The organism is Vibrio sp. 10N.261.55.A10 (assembly GCF_041470825.1).
Taxonomy (GTDB): domain Bacteria; phylum Pseudomonadota; class Gammaproteobacteria; order Enterobacterales; family Vibrionaceae; genus Vibrio; species Vibrio crassostreae_C.
The window spans coordinates 86,382-105,804 of sequence record NZ_JBFRNC010000019.1 but is presented as its reverse complement, the minus strand read 5'-3'; the positions used below and the strand labels follow the sequence as shown (position 1 = coordinate 105,804).

Annotated in this window: 17 protein-coding genes; 9 read left to right on the top strand and 8 right to left on the bottom strand. The window is 43.5% G+C overall.

Translation table 11 applies throughout. The features are described 5' to 3' along the window. The first annotated feature begins 114 nt into the window (after positions 1–114). Together mepA and AB4274_RS05580 are read left to right on the top strand one after the other, a co-directional pair. Entirely contained in the window at positions 115–954 is an 840-nt protein-coding gene (gene mepA, locus AB4274_RS05585; RefSeq protein WP_017062537.1) for a penicillin-insensitive murein endopeptidase, read from the top strand. A 273-nt stretch (positions 955–1,227) separates the two neighbouring features. Beyond that, a complete protein-coding gene (locus AB4274_RS05580) occupies positions 1,228–1,536 on the top strand; it encodes a hypothetical protein (protein WP_017062536.1) in 309 nt (102 codons plus the stop codon). A 42-nt stretch (positions 1,537–1,578) separates the two neighbouring features. Here the strand turns inward: AB4274_RS05580 and AB4274_RS05575 are convergent, their stop codons facing one another. The 3 genes from AB4274_RS05575 to rdgC form a co-directional block, all read right to left on the bottom strand. After that, complete coding sequence (locus AB4274_RS05575) at positions 1,579–1,833, bottom strand: YfhL family 4Fe-4S dicluster ferredoxin (protein ID WP_004735061.1); 255 nt, start codon at positions 1,831–1,833, stop codon at positions 1,579–1,581. A 34-nt stretch (positions 1,834–1,867) separates the two neighbouring features. Next, entirely contained in the window at positions 1,868–3,286 is a 1,419-nt protein-coding gene (gene yegQ / locus AB4274_RS05570) for a tRNA 5-hydroxyuridine modification protein YegQ (protein ID WP_017062848.1), read from the bottom strand. Positions 3,287–3,490: 204 nt separating this feature from the next. Next, positions 3,491–4,405 (bottom strand): recombination-associated protein RdgC, encoded by a 915-nt coding sequence (rdgC, locus tag AB4274_RS05565; protein WP_008223904.1) that lies wholly within the window; start codon positions 4,403–4,405, stop codon positions 3,491–3,493. 194 nt (positions 4,406–4,599) lie between these two features. Between rdgC and phoB the strand changes: the two genes are divergently transcribed. The 3 genes from phoB to AB4274_RS05550 are packed head-to-tail and all read left to right on the top strand — an operon-like array spanning position 4,600 to position 7,595. After that, positions 4,600–5,289 carry a phosphate regulon transcriptional regulator PhoB gene (phoB, locus tag AB4274_RS05560; protein ID WP_004735064.1) on the top strand — a complete coding sequence of 230 codons (690 nt, stop codon included), beginning with the start codon at positions 4,600–4,602 and terminating at the stop codon, positions 5,287–5,289. Positions 5,290–5,322: 33 nt separating this feature from the next. Further along, the gene (phoR, locus tag AB4274_RS05555) at positions 5,323–6,621 is read left to right on the top strand and encodes a phosphate regulon sensor histidine kinase PhoR (protein WP_019823041.1); all 1,299 of its coding nucleotides are present in this window, start codon (positions 5,323–5,325) and stop codon (positions 6,619–6,621) included. Between the two features lie 17 nt (positions 6,622–6,638). Next, positions 6,639–7,595 (top strand): PstS family phosphate ABC transporter substrate-binding protein, encoded by a 957-nt coding sequence (locus tag AB4274_RS05550; protein ID WP_102398633.1) that lies wholly within the window; start codon positions 6,639–6,641, stop codon positions 7,593–7,595. A gap of 76 nt (positions 7,596–7,671) precedes the next feature. Here the strand turns inward: AB4274_RS05550 and ppx are convergent, their stop codons facing one another. Further along, positions 7,672–9,183, bottom strand: a complete 1,512-nt coding sequence (gene ppx / locus AB4274_RS05545) for an exopolyphosphatase (RefSeq protein ID WP_372111280.1) — start codon at positions 9,181–9,183, stop codon at positions 7,672–7,674. Then, complete coding sequence (gene ppk1, locus AB4274_RS05540) at positions 9,174–11,270, bottom strand: polyphosphate kinase 1 (protein ID WP_372111278.1); 2,097 nt, start codon at positions 11,268–11,270, stop codon at positions 9,174–9,176. The genes ppx and ppk1 overlap by 10 nt, the downstream gene beginning before the upstream one ends. 200 nt (positions 11,271–11,470) lie before the next feature. On the opposite strand from ppk1, the gene AB4274_RS05535 reads away from it, so the two are divergent. From AB4274_RS05535 to phoU, 4 genes are all read left to right on the top strand, one after another. Continuing rightward, positions 11,471–13,687, top strand: a complete 2,217-nt coding sequence (locus AB4274_RS05535) for an ABC transporter permease subunit (protein WP_372111275.1) — start codon at positions 11,471–11,473, stop codon at positions 13,685–13,687. Between the two features lie 111 nt (positions 13,688–13,798). Then, positions 13,799–15,508 carry a phosphate ABC transporter permease PstA gene (gene pstA / locus AB4274_RS05530; RefSeq protein WP_372111284.1) on the top strand — a complete coding sequence of 570 codons (1,710 nt, stop codon included), beginning with the start codon at positions 13,799–13,801 and terminating at the stop codon, positions 15,506–15,508. Further along, entirely contained in the window at positions 15,509–16,327 is an 819-nt protein-coding gene (gene pstB, locus AB4274_RS05525) for a phosphate ABC transporter ATP-binding protein PstB (protein WP_009848269.1), read from the top strand. Positions 16,328–16,401: 74 nt separating this feature from the next. Next, positions 16,402–17,100, top strand: coding sequence for a phosphate signaling complex protein PhoU (phoU, locus tag AB4274_RS05520; protein WP_009848270.1), 699 nt, complete (start codon positions 16,402–16,404; stop codon positions 17,098–17,100). 9 nt (positions 17,101–17,109) lie between these two features. Here the strand turns inward: phoU and AB4274_RS05515 are convergent, their stop codons facing one another. The 3 genes from AB4274_RS05515 to AB4274_RS05505 form a co-directional block, all read right to left on the bottom strand. Further along, the gene (locus tag AB4274_RS05515; protein WP_372111283.1) at positions 17,110–17,601 is read right to left on the bottom strand and encodes a hypothetical protein; all 492 of its coding nucleotides are present in this window, start codon (positions 17,599–17,601) and stop codon (positions 17,110–17,112) included. 148 nt (positions 17,602–17,749) lie between these two features. After that, positions 17,750–18,301 (bottom strand): porin family protein, encoded by a 552-nt coding sequence (locus tag AB4274_RS05510; protein ID WP_050653343.1) that lies wholly within the window; start codon positions 18,299–18,301, stop codon positions 17,750–17,752. 128 nt (positions 18,302–18,429) lie between these two features. Next, positions 18,430–19,359, bottom strand: coding sequence for a LysR family transcriptional regulator (locus AB4274_RS05505; RefSeq protein ID WP_102320718.1), 930 nt, complete (start codon positions 19,357–19,359; stop codon positions 18,430–18,432). Positions 19,360–19,423 lie beyond the last annotated feature (64 nt).

Genomic DNA, 19,423 nt, shown 5'->3' with positions numbered 1-19,423 from the left:
TTTTACTTTAATTGGTATAATTCACTAGCTACCACCAAAAACTTAAGTACGATATGCACCTAATCCTAAATGGCGACTAATATAATGAGTAAGCGTCAGTAATTTGGGATTATTATGAGGTTCTTTTTTGCACTGGTTGTATTCTTTTGTTCATTTTCTCTATCAGCAACTTCGTGGGAAAAAGAGAGTCACCCTACTAGAAATTCACCCTCATCAATTGGAAGCTATGCCAATGGCTGTCTAGACGGTGCGCAGGCTTTGCCTATTAATGGTTTGGGGTATCAGATCATTCGCCCTCAAAGAGAGCGCTACTATGGCCATACAGAAGCTATAAAGTTTATTGAGAGGTTAGGAGTCACGACCAGCGAGAAGCTCAATACTAATTTATTGATCGGTGATATTTCTCTTCCCAGAGGAGGGCGCTTTTCTTCAGGTCATTCAAGTCATCAAACAGGGTTAGATATTGATATATGGCTAAGGTTAACCAGTAAGAGGTTGTCAGAGAACGAATTAGCTGTGCCTAAACCTGTGAGCGTTGTGGATCTTACCAACTACAAATTGCGTGAATCGAATTGGACCGATGATCATTTTCAAGTTATTCGTTATGCGGCGAAAGATGAAAAAGTGGTGCGTATTTTTGTTCATCCAGTGATCAAGCAAACCCTTTGTGAACAAGAAAACTCTGACGCTAATGATAGAGCTTGGTTAGGCAAAATAAGACCTTGGTGGGGACACCACTCCCACTTCCACGTTCGTTTAAAGTGTCCTGAAGGCAGTTCAAACTGCATAGCTCAAGCGAGCCCTCCTAAAGGTGACGGTTGTGGAGATGAACTTGCAAGTTGGGCTCCAAAGACTGTTCCAGTTCCACCTCCTAAAAAAGTAGCGAAAACTAAGAAAAAGAAAAAAGTTAAAGTGATGCCAAGTCAGTGTTTGGCCTTGATATCGAATAAGTAATCCTGTTCATCGAGGCTTTTTACAGTGGTACTGCCACTGGTTTTTTCGACTCTAAAACTGGAGAAATATCACACTTTTGTCTAGAGTTTATAAACACGAGATTAAGAACATCGTTTGATATTAATAAAAGCAATAACGGTATCAGCAAGGGCGATGGCGAATTTGACAAGGTTTGGTCAGGGATTGAGTGTTTTGGGGTGAAAGATGCGGCTTATATGCAGTATGCGAAATCAGAGTCTGATACCCGTCGATAGATAATTCAAGGATAAGACTATGACTATGATTTGTGCGAAGGAATTTTCAGAATGGTTAAGACATAGGTTCAACGCTGAAAGCTCGGGTATTTCAATTTCAAGAGATGACATCAATCAGCTAACAGGCAGACAACGTTTAGACCCTAGTTTCGTAAATGATGTTCACTATGAATTGATGCAGTATGGAATGGCATTTGTGACCGATACCAGCAGGGAAAACTTTTATCTTGTTCCTATAGCTCAATCAATAAACTGGCGAGAACGACTCGAATATCAATTTGAAAAAGAGCTCTTCTGCAATATTTATCCAATCGGAAAATCAGGATGAAAAAAAAGGTTCAACTTATGGTTAAGTTGAACCTTTCTTCTTTTAGGTCAAGCCTTGAATGATAACAAACTTCTCAAGTAGCTCGTCATCAGTTTCAATATGGTTTGGGTCAGTGATGATGCATTTTGTAATCGGACACACTGACTGGCATGTTGGCTTTTCATAGTGACCTTTACACTCTGTACATAAATCAGGATCGATCTCGAAGATGCTGTCGCCCATAGTGATTGCACCATTTGGGCATTCAGGATCACACATATCGCAGTTTATGCACTTGTCAGTAATTAACAGAGCCATTATTTTCTTCTCAAGTAAGTCGCTTAAGTAAAAATTATTTGCCTGATGCGTTACGTGTATCTTGGCCTTCGCTCAAGTTACGCATCAGCAAGCCGTACTCTAGATCTAGATCTGCTGGTACAGGAATAAATACAAAGTGACCGTTACCTTTCGCATCGTCGACCGCTTCAGATTTGCGGTTTTCCATAACTTCTAGTTTGAAAACAACGTTACCTTTCGGTGTCATCATTTCTAAGCTGTCGCCTACTAGGAACTTGTTCTTCACTTCTACTTCCGCTAGGTCACCACGGCGCTTACCTGTGAACTCACCAACAAACTGTTGAGTGTCAGAGATAGAGTAACCGTACTCGTAGTTTTGGTATGTATCGTGTGTATGGCGACGTAAGAAGCCTTCAGTGTAACCACGGTGAGCTAGGCTCTCTAGTGTACCCATTAGGCTTTCATCGAATGGTTTGCCTGCCACTGCATCGTCAATAGCTTTACGGTAAACCTGAGCAGTACGTGCACAGTAGTAGAAAGACTTAGTACGACCTTCAATCTTCAGAGAGTGAACACCCATCTTCGTTAGGCGCTCAACGTGTTGGATTGCACGAAGGTCTTTTGAGTTCATGATGTAAGTACCATGCTCATCTTCAAACGCTGCCATTTTCTCTTCTGGCTTGTGTGATTCAGAAAGCAGAACCACTTCGTCTGTTGGTTTACCAAGGCCTAGTGTGTTGTCTGGACGCTCATCTTGAACTTCAATGTCTTGCGTTTCTACTTCTTGAATAGCAACACCAGTAGGGTTTGCTTCAACGATCTGACCGTTTTCGTCTTCTTTCGCTGCTTCTGTTTTGTATTCCCAGCGGCAAGCGTTGGTGCAAGTACCTTGGTTTGGATCGCGCTTGTTCATGTAACCAGAAAGCAGACAACGGCCTGAGTAAGCCATGCAAAGAGCTCCGTGAACAAAGATCTCTAGCTCTGTTTCTGGGCAGTGTTCGCGAATCTCTTCGATCTCTTCAAGCGATAGCTCACGAGATAAGATCACACGCTCAACGCCTTGAGTTGACCAGAACTTAACGGTCGCCCAGTTTACTGCGTTTGCTTGAACAGAAAGATGGATTGGCATTTCAGGGAATGCTTCACGAACCATCATGATAAGACCAGGATCTGACATGATAAGCGCGTCAGGGCCCATGTCTACAACTGGTTTGAGGTCGCGAATGAATGTTTTTAATTTAGAGTTGTGCGGCTGAATGTTACATACAACATATAACTTTTTGCCTTGAGCATGAGCTTCATCGATACCGATTTGTAGGTTTTCGTGATTGAACTCGTTGTTACGAACACGAAGGCTGTAACGTGGCTGGCCTGCGTATACTGCATCTGCGCCGTAGGCGAATGCGTAACGCATGTTTTTGAGGCTTCCTGCCGGTGATAATAGTTCAGGTACAAATGGTTTTTGTGTAGTCATTGCTTCGTTCTCTAATCTGATCTCAAGTCAGGTTGATACCACCAAGTGATATCAAAGGGGCGCAAATTTTACGCTAAAATGAGTCTGGTTGATAGCCCTAAAGATAGCAATGATATTAAGAAGAGAGTGAAGGGATAAATATACAGCGGGAAATGTAGGGAAAATAAGCTCAGGCACGGAGCACCTGAGCTTTGGAGATACCGATTAAGCGTTCGGTTGAGTTAATCCACCTAGTGATTCGAATAGATTCGGAAGGAACACGCTGAACTCACCACATAGCAATGAGAAATCTGCATCAAAGCGTGCAGCTTGGTCCTCACGGGGAATATCGTCGTTCTCATCTTTAAGTTCATCGCTGAACTTCAGGCGTTTGATACTGCCGTCTTCAGCAAGGATGAATTCAATGCGATCTTGCCAGTTGATAAGCAGCTTAGTTACCACTTTATTTGCTTCGATGTGGTTTTTAATCTCGTCGGCTTCTAGCTCTTGTTTTTTAACTCGAACAATACCACCGTCTTCTTGAATCGACTTAAGCTCAGCTTCATCAAGCATTGTAATGCCTTGAGGTGTATCACCTGATTTAACCCACTCGGTTAGAGTCGTTTCAATCGCTTGCTCAGGAATAGCTGGCACGACTGGTAGGCTACCCATTGTTTTACGCAGCAGAGCTAACACGTCTTCTGCTTTTTTGTAGCTGCTTGCATCAACAACAATGAAGCCTTCTTTTGGCATGATCAGCGCGTATGTGAAGTTACTGCGGCTGAATGCGCGAGGAAGGAGATCAATGATGATGTCTTCTTTGAGGCTGTCTTTCTCTTTCTTTTTAAGAGGAGTGCCAGACTCAGCTTCGAGTGTTTCGATTTTTGCATTCAGTGACTCTTTAATCACAGATGCTGGTAGCATTTTCTCTTCTTTCTTTGCACAGATGAGAATGCGGTTCTCTGATACGTGCGTCATCATATCGCCATGTTTACCCATTGCGTGCACCCAACCAAATTTCTGTTTGTCTTGGCTACCACAAGGAGTAAAGCGGAATTCTTCAAGTTGTTTCTCTAGCTGATCTGCGTTGAAATCAATATCACGGTTGAAGCGATAGACTAGGCAATTTTTAAACCACATATATTTTTCTCATACCTTTTTAGAAGTGCCTCATGATATGAGATCTAATTCGATTTGTCCTTAGCTCTGTATCAAAAGTTATAAAGTGAAACGTTTGAGACAGTTATATGAAAATTTGTTTTCAAAGGTCACAAAAGTGTCATAATTAACTCAGATAATGCAATGCGTTGATTAAATACAAAGGCTATTCAATTATGTCGAGAAGGATTCTGGTCGTTGAAGATGAAGCACCTATTCGTGAGATGCTGTGTTTCGTGCTTGAACAAAAAGGCTACCAAGCAGTAGAGGCTGAAGATTACGATACAGCGGTAAACAAGCTATGTGAACCTTTCCCAGATCTAGTATTACTAGATTGGATGCTACCTGGTGGTAGCGGGATAAACTTTATCAAGCACATGAAGCGTGAAGAGTTAACTCGCAACATCCCAGTGGTGATGCTAACGGCTCGTGGCGAAGAAGAAGATAAGGTTCGTGGTTTAGAAGTGGGCGCTGATGACTACATCACCAAGCCATTTTCACCAAAAGAGCTTGTCGCTCGCCTGAAAGCGGTTATTCGCCGTGTAACGCCAACGGCACTGGAAGACGTGATTGATGTGCAAGGCCTTAAGTTAGACCCTGTATCTCACCGCGTTACCGCAAGCGAAGGTCCGGTTGATATGGGACCAACAGAGTTCAAAATGTTGCACTTCTTTATGACACACCAAGAGCGTGTGTACAGCCGAGAGCAACTGCTGAATAACGTTTGGGGCACCAACGTTTACGTTGAAGACCGTACCGTTGACGTACATATTCGACGCCTGCGTAAAGCACTTGAATCTGCAGGTCACGACAAGCTAATCCAAACGGTTCGCGGCGCGGGCTACCGTTTTTCTACAAAGGCTTAGTGTGGCTTCGCTACCCAGTTTACGGAGTCCTGAATGGTTGAAAAGTTAACCTGGAAAAAGCTGGCTTGGGAGCTGGCTTTTTTTTACGCACCTTGGGTTTTGGTTGGATGGATATTCGGCTACCTACCTTGGTTACTGCTGGCTGCTACGGTATTGCAGCTCGGCTGGCATCTACACAACCAAATGCGCTTGTCCGCATGGTTGTGGGATGAGAAGCGTCTAACGCCACCATCAGGTTCTGGGAACTGGGAATCTCTGTTCAACGGTATTTATCGTATGCAGCAGAGACAGCGTCGCAAACGTAAAGAGCTGACCAACCTTATTCGCCGTTTCAGAAACGGTGCGGAATCCCTTCCCGATGCCGTTGTGGTATTTCGTGGAGAAGGGAATATCGTTTGGTGTAACAAGCTAGCTCAGTACTTACTTGGGTTTCGCTGGCCAGACGATTCAGGGCAACCGATTTCTAACTTGATCCGCACGCCGGACTTCATCAAGTATCTTAATAAACAAGATTTTTCAGAACCGTTAGAGATGCCTTCGCCACTTAACGTGGAACGTATGCTTGAGCTTCGTATCGTGCCGTATACCGAGGGTGAACACCTAATGGTGGTACGTGATGTTACTCAGTTAAAACAGCTAGAAGGTATGCGTCGTAACTTCTTTGCTAACGTTTCTCACGAGCTACGTACTCCTATGACCGTACTTCAGGGCTACCTTGAAATGACGGAAGATCCAGACATGGTCGTTGGCCCTATGTGGCCTAAGGCTCATGGTGTGATGACCGAGCAATTGAATCGCATGAACAGTCTGGTCAATCAGCTATTAACACTTTCAAAAATCGAAGCTGCGCCGATGCATGAGCTCGATGAAGTGGTGAATGTTCCAGCGATGCTTGAAGTTCTTGAAAAAGAAGCGGCAAGCCTAAGTGGTGATCGAGAGCATAAGCTTGAGTTTGATATCGATAAGAGTCTGCGTGTTCTTGCCGATGAAGACCAATTGAGAAGTGCGATATCGAATCTGGTTTACAACGCAGTGAAATACACACCACCGGGCGCGACGGTTAAAGTGCGTTGGTACCAGACCAGTCAAGGTGCATGTTTAGATGTGTCAGACACCGGAGACGGTATCGAGCCACAACACTTACATCGACTCACAGAGCGTTTCTATCGTGTAGATAAAGCACGCTCACGTGATACCGGTGGTAGTGGTCTTGGATTGGCGATTGTGAAACATGCGCTTAGTCACCATGACTCACATTTAGAAATTCAAAGTGAAGTAGGAGTCGGTAGTCGATTCCATTTCACATTACCAAATCGACTGACAGTGTCATGAGTTGTTTGACACGCAGGATGCGTTTGCCAATCAGCTCATTATTAGCGTTTGCTTTGGCCAACCCTGTTCATGCCGAACTGGGTGTCGATTCTCTTCCTGATTATTCTAAGGTTCCGGGTATTTCTGGGAGCTTATTATCGGTAGGTTCGGATACCTTAGCGGGCATGACGACGTTATGGGTGGAAGAGTTTAAATCTTACTACCCGAACGTTAACGCTCAAGTCCAAGCATCTGGTTCTTCTACTGCGCCTCCAGCCTTAACCGAAGGTACTGCCCATCTAGGACCAATGAGTCGTCCGATGCGCTTGCGAGAAGTAGAGGCGTTTGAAAGAGAACATGGTTATAAACCGACAGCACTGCGAGTGGCGATCGATGCGATTGGACTTTTTGTGCACAGAGATAATCCTATTGAGGGGCTCAATTTCCGTCAGATTGATGGCATCTTTTCCGAGACATTACGCTGTGGTGCGACGAAACCGCTGAACGATTGGCAAGATCTAGGCGTCGACCAACCTTGGGCGAAACATCGATTCCAGCTGTTTGGGCGCAATTCCGTTTCGGGAACCTATGGCTATTTCAAACAAAACGCACTATGTGGTGGTGACTTTAAGAACCGAGTCAATGAGCAGCCAGGTTCTGCATCGGTTGTACAGTCGGTCGCATCATCAATCAGCGGCATAGGTTACTCAGGTATTGGCTATCGTGTCGCTGGCGTTAAGTTAATTCCTATTGCTGAGCATGGTTCTGATTATGTAGAGCCGACTCGAGCGAATATCTTGAGCGGTGATTACCCTCTATCACGCTTTCTTTACGTATACGTGAACAAACACCCAGATAAACCGCTTTCTCCCGTTGAAAGAGAGTTCCTCACTTTTGTGTTCTCAAAGCAAGGACAAGAACTTGTAGAGAAAGATGGCTATTTAGCGATACCGTCAGAGTTTGCTGAGCAAGAGTTGGCAAAAATAGGACTCTAATTTAGGTACTATGAACGTAGAAACTTAACGTATGAACAGCTTGCTAGCCGCAGGCTGTTTTTATTTTGTCGGCGCATCATTCAAGCTTCAACGACCACCCAGCATCTTGCCAGCGTCGTTGTTCTTCTTTGAGTTCATAATCAAGCAGTTGATTTTCAGCTAACCAGTCGATGGTATCTCCTTCTAAACACCAATTCTCATCTTGGTCAATGGTTAATTTTACATTCGGTATTGGCGATTGGCTTCGCTGTCGATTGAGCAGGATTGCTATCCTCAGTATTCGAATTAACAACGCTACCTGCCCTGTATTGAATAGCGTGAGATCCGGTAAGTCACTAAGCTTAATCGCTTTTCTTTGATAGCGAACTAATGCTGAGATCAGACGCTGCTGCTCAGTATTGAAACCGGGCATAGTCGTGTGTTTAAGCAGATAAGCTGAATGACGGTGATAGCCTTGGAATGCGATGCTTTGTCCCACTTCATGAAGCAATGCAGCCCATCCAATTAGATCATAAAGTTCATTATTTACCGCAGTACTCACCTGAGGTTGCGCTTGTTTCAGTAATGAAAGGGTGAGTGCTTTGACCTTCTGGCCATGAACTACGTCAACATGGTATCGAGAGACAAGCGTTTCAGCGGTTCTTGTTCGAACATCAATATCTTTAAACCGATCTTCCATGTCATAAAGAATCCCTTCTCTTAAGGCACTATCGGAGAAATGCAATTCATTGATGTTGAGCATATCCATAACTGCTGAAAGAATGGTGACGCCAGCGGCAAACACCGGCTTTCTTTCATCACTTAAACCTGAAAGGTCTAATCCCTTAGATGATGGAAATTCACATAAGTGGTTCTTCAAATAGGATAGGCGTTGCGGCGTAATGAGACCATCGGTGAACCCTAAGCCAATGAGTACCTCTTTTATTGATTTAGCCGTCCCTGATGAGCCAAAGGCAACTTCCCAAGAGATTTGTTTGTATTCTTCAATTAATGGCATCAACAGGCGAGTAGCAGAGACATAAGCATCGGAGAAGTGCTGTGATGTCAGCCCTCCATCGGCAAAGAAGCGCTGAGTAAAACTGACGCACCCCATCGGTAAACTGCGCATAATCAGGGGGGTAAAGCCTTGTCCGGCGACGAGTTCGGTACTCCCTCCACCGATATCAATAACCAACTTAGATTCAGAAGCGGTTTGAGTGTGTTCTACGCCGTTATAGATTATTCGAGCTTCTTCTTGACCTGAGATGATCTCTATTGGAAAAGGAAACAGTGGTTTGGCTTGCTCTAAGAAGTCTTTAGCGTTTTTGGCTTTTCTTAGGGTATGAGTCGCAACAACTCTGACATCATCAAGTTCAAAATCCGCTAGTCGCTCTGCGAACACCTTGAGGCATTCTAGACCTCGTTCGATAGCGCTTTCGGATAGGACGTTATGTTCATCCAATCCATCACCTAATCTCACTTTCTGTTTGTGCCTGCTGACTAATTGCAGGTGTTGATCGAATACTCGGGCAACCACCATATGGAAGCTGTTCGAACCCAAGTCGATAGCGGCAATACATCGAGAATGTTTGTTATCAATTAGCGGCATGATTTCTTCTCTTGTTTGTACTTCTTGCGAGCAAGTTTCTCCATACGTTTAATATAGTGGTAAGTGGAGAGTTGTGACGTCGGGTAATCAAGTGGGTTTGCTGGTGGTTGTGTGTAAGAGTTGCTCATCGCTTGGTCTAGCACTCGAGCTTTGTTGCTGTCATCGAAATGAAACTCGGTGATATCGATAATGGTTTGCTTGATCTTTGGATCTAAAATTGGAGCTGCAACTTCGATGCGGTGATCAAAATTTCGTGTCATCCAGTCAGCGGAAGATATATAGACCTTCGGCTTTCCAGCGTTACCAAATATCATCACTCTCGGATGTTCGAGGAAACGATCGACCACACTGACTATCTCAATATGATCACTGATGTTGGGTATGCCAGGGACAAGAGAGCACATGCCGCGAATGACCATTCTCACTTTTACATTGGCTTGGCTAGCCTGATAGAGCTTTTCAATGATCTCTCGATCGACCAAGTTGTTGAGTTTTAGAGTGATGCTTGCAGGTTTACCTTCTATCGCGTTTTGTATTTCATTATCTATCAATTGGTACAGACGTTTTCTAGTATTCTTTGGTGACACAATCAGTTGCTTGAACTGGGACTTTTGATAAGGGTTTTCAATATACTTAAAGACTTGTCTCACCTCTTGAGTCAAATCTTCATTCGCAGTGAGCAGAGAAAAATCGGTATACACGCGCGCTGTAACTTCATGGAAGTTGCCAGTGCCAATATGGGCATAATGCTCGGTATGCTTGCCTTCTTTTCGTTTGATGAGCAGCAACTTGGAATGGATCTTCAAACTTGGGATGCCATGGATGACTTTTACACCCGCTTCTTGAAGTTTCTTGGTCCATTGAATGTTGGCTTGCTCATCAAAGCGTGCTTGCAGCTCGACAACCACAGTGACCTTTTTGCCATTGTGCGCCGCATCGATGATCGAGCTGAGGAGTTTTGAGCCTTCCGCAACACGGTAAACGTTTATTTTGATGGAGGTTACCTTCGGGTCAAAGGAAGCCTGCCTAACCAGTTCAGTGATGTGACTAAAGGTGTGATAAGGATAATGCAGTAAGATGTCGCGAGCTTTGATCGCTTCGAAATAGTTTGGGTAATGGCTGAAATGCGCGCACTTAATCGCGGGTAGAGGACGATTAACTAAATCACGTCGGTTAAGGCTTGGGAACTCAGAGAAATGTTTGAAGTTATGATAGCGACCACCTGCGATGACACTGTCATAGTCAGACAGTTTAAGTCTGACTTGTAAGAAGTTGAGCATTTCAGTTGGCATTTCAGATTCATAGATCAGACGTATCGGCAGTGCCGTTAAGCGCTGTTCTAAACCTAAAGACATCGATTCTAATAGGTTATTTTCATTGTCCTCTTGCAGATCATAATCGGCATCACGTGTCATTTTTATCGCAAAACAACGCAATGAGTCATACTCAAAGAATCCTTTAAGTAAGTCATCCAAACAAAATCGAACTATATTATCTAACAAGATCAAAGTTGTACGCTGCGAACCCGAAGTTTCCGGTAACTTAACAAATCGAGGGAGTGCTTCTGATGGGATTTCGAGTAAGACATATTGAGATGATGCATCACGCTCGATGTCGATGGCTAAGTAACTTTGTTCGTCTTTGAGAATATTAAGTAACTGGCTATCTTCGTTCAAGAGAATCGGAGTTAAGTGTGGCAGCACTTTTTTCTTAAAGTACTTTTTTATCCAGCCACTTTGTTCTTCGCTGATTTGTTGTTCGTTGACCAGAAAAATACGATTGCGTACCAATTCCAATAGCAAGTCGTTATACAGTTCATGGAATTGAGCATCGAGCTTGCTTGCTTTGCTCTGCATTTTAGTCAGTAGGCTTTTCGGCGAGTTGGAGGTTAGCTGTGGATCTTGAAGTAAGATCTTTCGCTTCACATCAGCAAATCGGACTTTGTAAAACTCATCGAGGTTTTTTGAGTAAATACCTAAAAAACGAACTCTTTCGATTAAGGGCACTGATTTGTCGGCTGCTTCTTGGAGCACTCTTTCATTGAAGGATAACCAGCTAAGTTCTTTTGTGACATAGTCTTTTTCCATCGAGATGATAATCCTTGAGTGCTGGCTATAGAGCTGATTACTTTAATTTAGAATGACAAAATTCACAAAATCTATGATCTTACTTTAAGAAATATGGCTAACAAACTTGTTATTAGTTTCAGTTGTTTAACGTAACTTGTAATATAATTGTCATGTAACGTACATATTATGTCAGTAGCTAAAAAAAGGTAGATAAACAGATGGCTTCAGCCCAATTTTCATTGAAAGAGCGCGACAAAAAAAGATGGTTGAAAGATCGTCTCGTCCGTTTTTCGGTGACATGTGGCGCGGTCAGTGTTCTAGCTGCCCTAGTATTGATCTTTGTTTACTTGGCGATGGTCATTTTACCGGTATTTTCTGATACTGGTTTAGAGACAGACCAAGCCGTAAAGACCGTTGCCGTAGAAAAGCCTATCGTCTTATCGGTTGATGAATATGGTCAACATGCATTTACTATCGAAAAATCTGGCTTGGTGCAGTTTTGGGATTTAGAGTCTCAAAATACACACTCTTACTTTGAGCGAAATGTTTTAGCCAATCCTGTTGCCTTCTCTCGAAATACCCCATCAGAAAACTGGTTTGCCTTTGCCGACAGCGCAAGCAATCTTACTTTTTTCTATCCTGAGTATAGTGCGCCTGTGCTGAAAAAGGGCAGCGAAGCCGAGCCTAAAATTGAGCTAATCACTCTCCCTGAACCGTTTTTAAATGATGAATCATCAAATGGGGCGACGATCGACAAATTCGCGTTCTCTAAAAATGGACGTGGGATTACGGTTGCCGCTCAGTTAAGTGACCAACGAGTCTTGGTTAAGTGGTATCAGAGTGACCTTACTGGTCAGTATGTTTTTCAGAAGAGCCAATGGCTATCGGATAAGCTGGGCTTGCAACAGCAACTGCTTGTCACACCTGATGGGCAAACTTTATACCTACGAGCACAATCGGATTTGGTTGTTTTGAAACTATCAGATAACGGTTTTGATGTTCGTGAAGTGATTGATCTTAGCTTGAATGATGCGAAACATTCCGTGAAAAGCATCGATTTATTGTCTGGTGCATACTCGTTGTTGGTTACGCATGAGGACGGACAGGTTTCTCAATGGTTCGATGTACTCAAAAATGAAAAACGTAGCCTGACCCATATTCGAGACTTCCAACTTGCTGAACAAGTGCAATTTATTCTTCCTGATACTTATAGAAAGGGTTTTTATAGCTTCTATAAGAACGGCACATTACAAAGCCACTATACGACCAGTGAAAAGCTGTCTTTGTTTGAACGAGCCTTTGATAAATCACCACAACTAGCCGCTATGTCTGCTAATGAACTGCATCTGGCGACTTTGATTGATGGCACCATCAGTGTGGCTAAAGTCGATAATGAATACCCACAAATCTCATTCTCATCGCTTTGGCAAAAGGTCTGGTATGAAAGTTACCCTGAACCGCAATACGTTTGGCAATCAACGTCGGCGAACGATGACTTTGAAGAAAAATTCAGTTTAGTACCTATCACGTTCGGTACTATTAAAGCCGCTCTGTTTGCGATGATGTTTGCCGTGCCGGTTGCTGTGCTCGGAGCTATCTATACCGCATACTTCATGTCTCCACGTATGCGAAGAGTCGTGAAGCCTTCGATAGAGCTGATGGAAGCTCTTCCGACCGTGATCATCGGATTCTTGGCTGGGCTTTGGTTTGCTCCAATCGTTGAAACGCATTTAACGGTTGTCTTCTCATTAATGATGCTATTACCACTGAGCACACTGTTGACTGGACTTGTTTGGTTCTGTTTACCGAAGAGGGTAACGGGTCGCTTCTCTAACGGTTGGCATGCTCTGATATTGATTCCGGTATTGGTGATTACAGTGGTTGCGGTGTTTGCTGGTGGAAACAACATTGAAGCCTTGTTATTTGGTGGTGATATTCGTACCTTCTTGGCTAGCTATGGTATCGACTTTGACCAACGCAATGCGCTAGTGGTTGGTTTTGCTATGGGCTTTGCGGTCATCCCAACGATTTTCACTATTGCTGAAGACGCTATTTTCTCTGTGCCTAAACATTTATCTGATGGCTCATTAGCGTTGGGTGCGACGGCGTGGCAGACGCTTATTTATGTGGTGTTATTGACGGCGAGTCCAGGTATCTTTTCAGCGGTTATGATGGGCCTAGGTCGAGCGGTTGGCGAAACCATGATCGTCTTGATGGCGACAGGTAACACTCCAATTCTTGACTGGAATATTTTGGAAGGGATGAGAACCTTATCGGCAACGATTGCTGTTGAGCTACCAGAATCAGAAGTGGGCGGTTCTCATTTCCGCTTGCTGTTCTTGGCTGCACTCTTGCTGTTTATCTTTACATTCGCGGTGAACTCAGTTGCTGAGTGGGTTAGACAAAGACTGAGAGATAAATATCGTGCGCTGTAGTTTTAAAGGTTTGTCTCAATGTGTATCAATGGCTTTTAGTGGTTTGGCTAGCGAATCTCAAGATCTTTGTGGATCTTTGATTTCAGCACGCCAAGAGCAAGGTCGATCATGATGAATAAACTGAAGTCATTAATATCTTGGGTTAAATCGGGCTCTCCGTGGATCTGGCTAACGGGTGGGGCGGTGAGCATAAGTATGCTTTCTGTTCTTGGTCTAATGCTGCTGATTGGTTGGAAGGGCTTAACCTATTTTTGGCCCGCACCTTTGTACGAATGGCAAGTTGATTCCAAAGACTTATCGCTCGTGGTCGATCTTGACGAAACCGTATCAAAACAAGAAGTACTAGTTGGTCAGTTATATGAACGAAAATACATCCCGATAGAGCAAGTTCCACAAGTCCATGACCTTTTGTCACCTCAAAATTTGTCGACTGGGTTAATACAGCGCTTAAGCATTAAAGTTGCCAACAGAGAGCTGTACCCTGCGGACTTTGTTTCCATACTTGATGTTAACTTACGTGAACCAACCACCCCGCTTGATTGGGTTGTGATTGAACGAAGTCGAGGTGGTTATTTCTTTGGTAAGCCGGTGGGTTTTAAAACCGCTTCTGGCACCTTTGATTCGAACATAGACCAAAAGCTCGAACAAGGCTTGGCGTTCGCTGATGCGCTACGTAAAGAAACGTCGCGTGTCGTGAACCAAGAAATTCGCAATATCAGCTGGCAATTGGAAAACCTGCGCTTAGAAAAGCGTAAGCTTGAACTCAATGAGTCAGTGAGCGATGAATACCTTAAAACCTATACTCAAACTAAACTGGAATTAAACCGCCAGTTAGGTGAAGCCGAAGTTAAGCTTGAGCACCTTAGAACGCAACTTAATGTCGAAAGCTTACTCGTTGAGGATATGACAGGCGAGCAGGTCGAGATTTCGCTAAGTCACATTCTGGATTATTGGTACCCAAATAATATGTCTTACCTAGAAAAGGTTGGGCACTGGGGCAAACAAGTTTGGAAGTTCTTATCAGAGAACCCACGAGACTCAAACTCTGAAGGCGGTGTGTTTCCTGCTATTTTTGGCACAGTACTGTTGGTTATTCTCATGTCGATCGTCGTGATGCCTCTTGGGGTAGTCGCTGCGATATATCTTCATGAATACGCAAAAAACAACGCACTAACACGTTTAATTCGTATCGCCGTGATTAACTTGGCGGGTGTACCGTCGATTGTGTATGGCGTTTTTGGTTTAGGCTTTTTCGTCTATACCATTGGTGGCTCGATTGATACGTTGTTCTATGCAGAGCGATTGCCAGCACCGACATTTGGTACGCCGGGTCTACTTTGGTCAGCACTAACCTTAGCGGTCTTGACGCTTCCAGTCGTTATCGTAACCACGGAAGAGGGCTTAACGCGTATTCCTAGTGCAGTGAGGCACGGTTCATTAGCGCTTGGTGCGACTCAATTTGAGACGCTTTGGCGCATTGTTTTACCGATGGCAAGCCCAGCGATTATCACTGGTTTAATTTTGGCAATCGCGAGAGCCGCGGGGGAAGTTGCTCCACTCATGCTGGTGGGTGTTGTGAAATTAGCATCCAGCTTGCCAGTTGATGGTCAGTTCCCGTACCTACACTTAGACAGAAAGTTCATGCATTTAGGCTTTCATATCTATGATGTTGGTTTTCAAACATCTAATATCGAAGCGGCACGACCTTTAGTGTATGCGACTTCATTTTTATTGGTTACGGTGATTGTTGGGTTGAATTTAACAGCCATCAATATCCGTAATAACTTGCGTGAAAAATACCGAACCTTAGGACAAGATTAGATGTTCTCGATTAATGAAACCTTGGGTTACCAAGCACCACTTGATGTTCACAACCTGAAGGATGAGCAAATTGCTATCTCGATCGAAGGGCTAAATCTTTACTATAAAGAGAGCCAAGCACTTGATGATATCTCGATGCAGATCCCGAAGGGGCAGGTGACGGCGTTTATCGGCCCTTCTGGGTGTGGTAAGTCGACTCTGCTGCGCTGCATTAATCGCATGAACGATCTTGTTGAAGGCTGTAAGGTTTCCGGGAAAGTGAAGCTTCATGGCAAGAACGTCTATCACCCTAAGGTGGATGTTGCGACCTTACGACGCCGTGTGGGTATGGTATTCCAGCGTCCAAACCCTTTTCCTAAATCTATCTATGAGAATGTGGTTTATGGCTTGAGGCTACAAGGCGTTAGCAACAGTCGAGACCTTGATGATGCGGTTGAACGCTCTCTGCGCGCTGCTGCGTTATGGGATGAAGTGAAAGATCGGTTGCATGAGAATGCTTTTGGTTTATCTGGCGGTCAACAGCAGCGTTTGGTTATCGCTCGTGCGGTTGCGATTGAACCTGAAGTGCTGTTGTTAGATGAGCCGACATCGGCACTGGATCCTATTTCTACTTTGACGATTGAAGAGTTGATCAACGATCTCAAAACCCAATACACAGTGGTGATTGTTACTCATAACATGCAGCAGGCAGCTCGCGTGAGTGACCATACTGCCTTTATTCATATGGGAAAATTGATCGAGTACTCAGATACGGACTCAATTTTTACGTCTCCATTGAAAAACCAGACAGAAGACTACATTACTGGTAGATATGGTTAACCTCTGCAAAGGTGTCATATAGAGCTAAGTCACTCTACAAAAATGGCTTTCTTCATTTCTTTCAAGGAGCAAGTATGCATTTCGGTCGCCACATTTCAGGGCAATTCAATGTCGAGTTAGAATCGATCCGTACTCATGTATTGACCATGGGCGGGTTAGTGGAGCAGCAACTCTCGTTTGCAATGCAGGCGCTTCATAAAGACGATGTTGAACTGGCTAAAAAAGTGATTCGTGATGACCATAAAGTGAATGCGATGGAAGTGTCGATTGATGAGGCCTGTACTCGAATCATTGCAAAGCGTCAGCCGACCGCAAAAGATCTGCGTTTGATTATGGCGATCATCAAAACGATTACCGACTTAGAACGTATTGGCGATGTTGCCTCTAAAATTGCGCAAGGTGCTATTGAGATCCCTTCAACCAAAGAGCAGAAATTCCATGTTTCGTTAGAGCCCCTTTGCCGTCAGGCAATCACCATGCTTCACCAAGTATTAGATGCTTTTGCTCGTATGGATGTTGATGCAGCAGCAGAAGTTCACAAGCTTGATGATAAGTTGGATGCGGAGTACGAGGCCGTTATTCGTCAGTTAATGACCTATATGATGGAAGATCCTAAGAACATTCCCAATATTTTGCAGGTGATGTGGTCAGCTCGTGCGATCGAGCGAGTCGGAGACCGCTGCCAGAATATCTGCGAATACATTATTTACTTTGTGAAGGGTAAAGATGTACGTCACCTCGGCGATCAAAGCCTTGATGACGCACTAAAATAGCGTTTATCTTTAGAAGCTAATAATGGCACCAAGATTGAAATTGACCGTTGTGTCGTAAGGCACAAAGGTTTTGTTGTGATCAAAAATATTCATATCAACACCAGCACGTAATCCAAGCATTGGTGTCGCTTGGTAAACGTAGGCACCACCGAGGCTTATACCATGTGTTGTTTTCTCTTCTACTTCGCCTGAGCGCGTTTTTGTACCGTCATAACTTGCCACACCAATCTCAGCCTGAAAGCCGTGGATTTGGTTTCTTCCAAACATGTTTTGTATACCAACACGATACGCATCAACCGTTTCGTCATATCGATCGCTGTCATACCAAAGGTGAGAATAGCTAAGGTAAACGGCACCTAAATTTGCCACATCGGTGATGCCCGCCTGCATTCCGAAGCCATGATAAGAGCCAATTTTTAGTTCCGGGGATAAATGAAGAGCACTTGCTGAAACGGAAGTAGAAAGGGTAGATAGTAAAAGCAGGGAAGTTCTTATCTTCATAAAAATACCTAAAGCAATTAACCGTCCGTGGCTGCAATGAATTTTGATTTGAGAATTGTTCAAAAGTGAGTCAACTTTGATGAGGTGTTAAAACCCAGCAATTGACTGATTGTAAAAAACCAGCTTAGACGCTGGCTTTTTCAATCTATTAGAAGCGGTAACCGACAGTCCATGAGAATGTGTCGTAATCTACGTCATCGTAGCTCGCGAATTCAAAGCGCATGTCGGTGTATAGGTGTGGCCCGAATTCAGCTCGACCACCTAGGCCAACAACGAAGCTGGTATCGTTGTATGATTCAGTCCACTTCTTGTCTAGGATGCTAATTGAATTATCTTCACTTTGACGAGCTAGGCCCAGAACACCATAAGGTTTCAAAGAGAAGCCATCTAATTCAAATTTATAACCGATATCAGCATCAACTTGGAATTTGTAACCATCGATCTCGGCTTTTATACCTTCAACGTTTTCGTCATCGCTATTCGTTGCGTAAGAAACGTTGATACCTACGATACGGTTAAATTCATAACCATATTCAAGTTTGATACCGTTACCCCAATCAACTGTGTCATCGGTTAGCCAATCGTCTACTTGAGTTTGGTTGTAACCGATACCCACACGGTGTTGGCTGTCAAAGTTGTTTGCAAGAACTGGAACAGAAAGTAGTGAAGCTGAAATTAGGGTAGTAAGTGCAATTTTCATATTAGTCTCTATTTAGGGTTAACTTAACTGCACGATCCTTCGTAGTTCAGTATCCGTTTTGATAGGGCTAATATTAAACAGTGTTTTATTTTTAGGCTAAGTAGTATTTTGTATAATTGTAATAAGCACTACTTATTAATCTGTTCGTTTAGTGCTTGCTGAACAACATCGCAGAGCCACATATGAAGAGGGCTATTACGATTCTTTGTATGGATATGGCTATATACTCCGACCATTTTTAGTTCGCTCGCGATGTCAATATCAATAGCTCTCAGGTTGGGATAGTTATGGATAGAAAAGAGGTTGGAATGTGGCATGTACATATCAGAATTAAGCAGAACATCAACAAGAGCTGATACCATTTCAGAACGAAATCCAACGCGATGAGGAATCGAGTGGGTTTCTAATATTCGTGAAGCTTGACTAAAGTTATCGTTCCACCCTGGTGATATTAGTGATGCAATCTCATAGCCAGCCAAATCTTGTGGGGTGACAATTGATTTTTTTACTGGATGGTCTTTTCTTACAAATAGCCGTCCATCAAGCTCAACGAGCTTTTGAATATAAATTTCTTTTGAGACATTAGGTAGTTGATAAGCAACGCCTAAAAAGATCTTTCCTTTTTGTATGTCTTCAACTGAGGATGTTGTCCAGCTAGTTAATTCTAACTCACAGTTTGGAGCTTGATGCTTGATGATTTTGTAGAGAACCCCTGATAAACATGATAATACCGCGGGGGACAACGCAATTTTTATTGGGTTGTCAATTTGCTTTGGGTCAAAGGTATTTGAGGAGTTAATTGCGGTTTTCAAACCATCTAAATGAGGTGAGATTTCATTCGCTAGCTCTTCGCTAAATGCGGTGGCTTGTAAGCCACCATGAACTTTAACGAAAAGGTCATCGTTGAAGTGGTGTCTTAGCTTTTGCAGGGCTTGGCTAACCGCTGGCTGAGAAACGAATAAACGCTCCGCAGCCTTTCTGGTGTTTTGTTCTTGATAAACAATCAGAAATGTTCGTAACAGGTTTAAATCAAGAGAGCTGAATAAGTCTTTAGCCATATCTATCCATGAAAATTTTCTGCGCTATTAAATCTAATATACGTCAGTCAGTTAGATTAGTCAG

Excerpts from the sequence above, each read along its gene's own strand:
- mepA (WP_017062537.1), top strand. The coding sequence starts at position 115 with ATGAGGTTCTTTTTTGCACTGGTTGTATTCTTTTGTTCATTTTCTCTA.
- AB4274_RS05580 (WP_017062536.1), top strand. The coding sequence starts at position 1,228 with ATGACTATGATTTGTGCGAAGGAATTTTCAGAATGGTTAAGACATAGG.
- AB4274_RS05575 (WP_004735061.1), bottom strand. The coding sequence starts at position 1,833 with ATGGCTCTGTTAATTACTGACAAGTGCATAAACTGCGATATGTGTGAT.
- yegQ (WP_017062848.1), bottom strand. The coding sequence starts at position 3,286 with ATGACTACACAAAAACCATTTGTACCTGAACTATTATCACCGGCAGGA.
- rdgC (WP_008223904.1), bottom strand. The coding sequence starts at position 4,405 with ATGTGGTTTAAAAATTGCCTAGTCTATCGCTTCAACCGTGATATTGAT.
- phoB (WP_004735064.1), top strand. The coding sequence starts at position 4,600 with ATGTCGAGAAGGATTCTGGTCGTTGAAGATGAAGCACCTATTCGTGAG.
- phoR (WP_019823041.1), top strand. The coding sequence starts at position 5,323 with ATGGTTGAAAAGTTAACCTGGAAAAAGCTGGCTTGGGAGCTGGCTTTT.
- AB4274_RS05550 (WP_102398633.1), top strand. The coding sequence starts at position 6,639 with ATGCGTTTGCCAATCAGCTCATTATTAGCGTTTGCTTTGGCCAACCCT.
- ppx (WP_372111280.1), bottom strand. The coding sequence starts at position 9,183 with ATGCCGCTAATTGATAACAAACATTCTCGATGTATTGCCGCTATCGAC.
- ppk1 (WP_372111278.1), bottom strand. The coding sequence starts at position 11,270 with ATGGAAAAAGACTATGTCACAAAAGAACTTAGCTGGTTATCCTTCAAT.
- AB4274_RS05535 (WP_372111275.1), top strand. The coding sequence starts at position 11,471 with ATGGCTTCAGCCCAATTTTCATTGAAAGAGCGCGACAAAAAAAGATGG.
- pstA (WP_372111284.1), top strand. The coding sequence starts at position 13,799 with ATGAATAAACTGAAGTCATTAATATCTTGGGTTAAATCGGGCTCTCCG.
- pstB (WP_009848269.1), top strand. The coding sequence starts at position 15,509 with ATGTTCTCGATTAATGAAACCTTGGGTTACCAAGCACCACTTGATGTT.
- phoU (WP_009848270.1), top strand. The coding sequence starts at position 16,402 with ATGCATTTCGGTCGCCACATTTCAGGGCAATTCAATGTCGAGTTAGAA.
- AB4274_RS05515 (WP_372111283.1), bottom strand. The coding sequence starts at position 17,601 with ATGAAGATAAGAACTTCCCTGCTTTTACTATCTACCCTTTCTACTTCC.
- AB4274_RS05510 (WP_050653343.1), bottom strand. The coding sequence starts at position 18,301 with ATGAAAATTGCACTTACTACCCTAATTTCAGCTTCACTACTTTCTGTT.
- AB4274_RS05505 (WP_102320718.1), bottom strand. The coding sequence starts at position 19,359 with ATGGCTAAAGACTTATTCAGCTCTCTTGATTTAAACCTGTTACGAACA.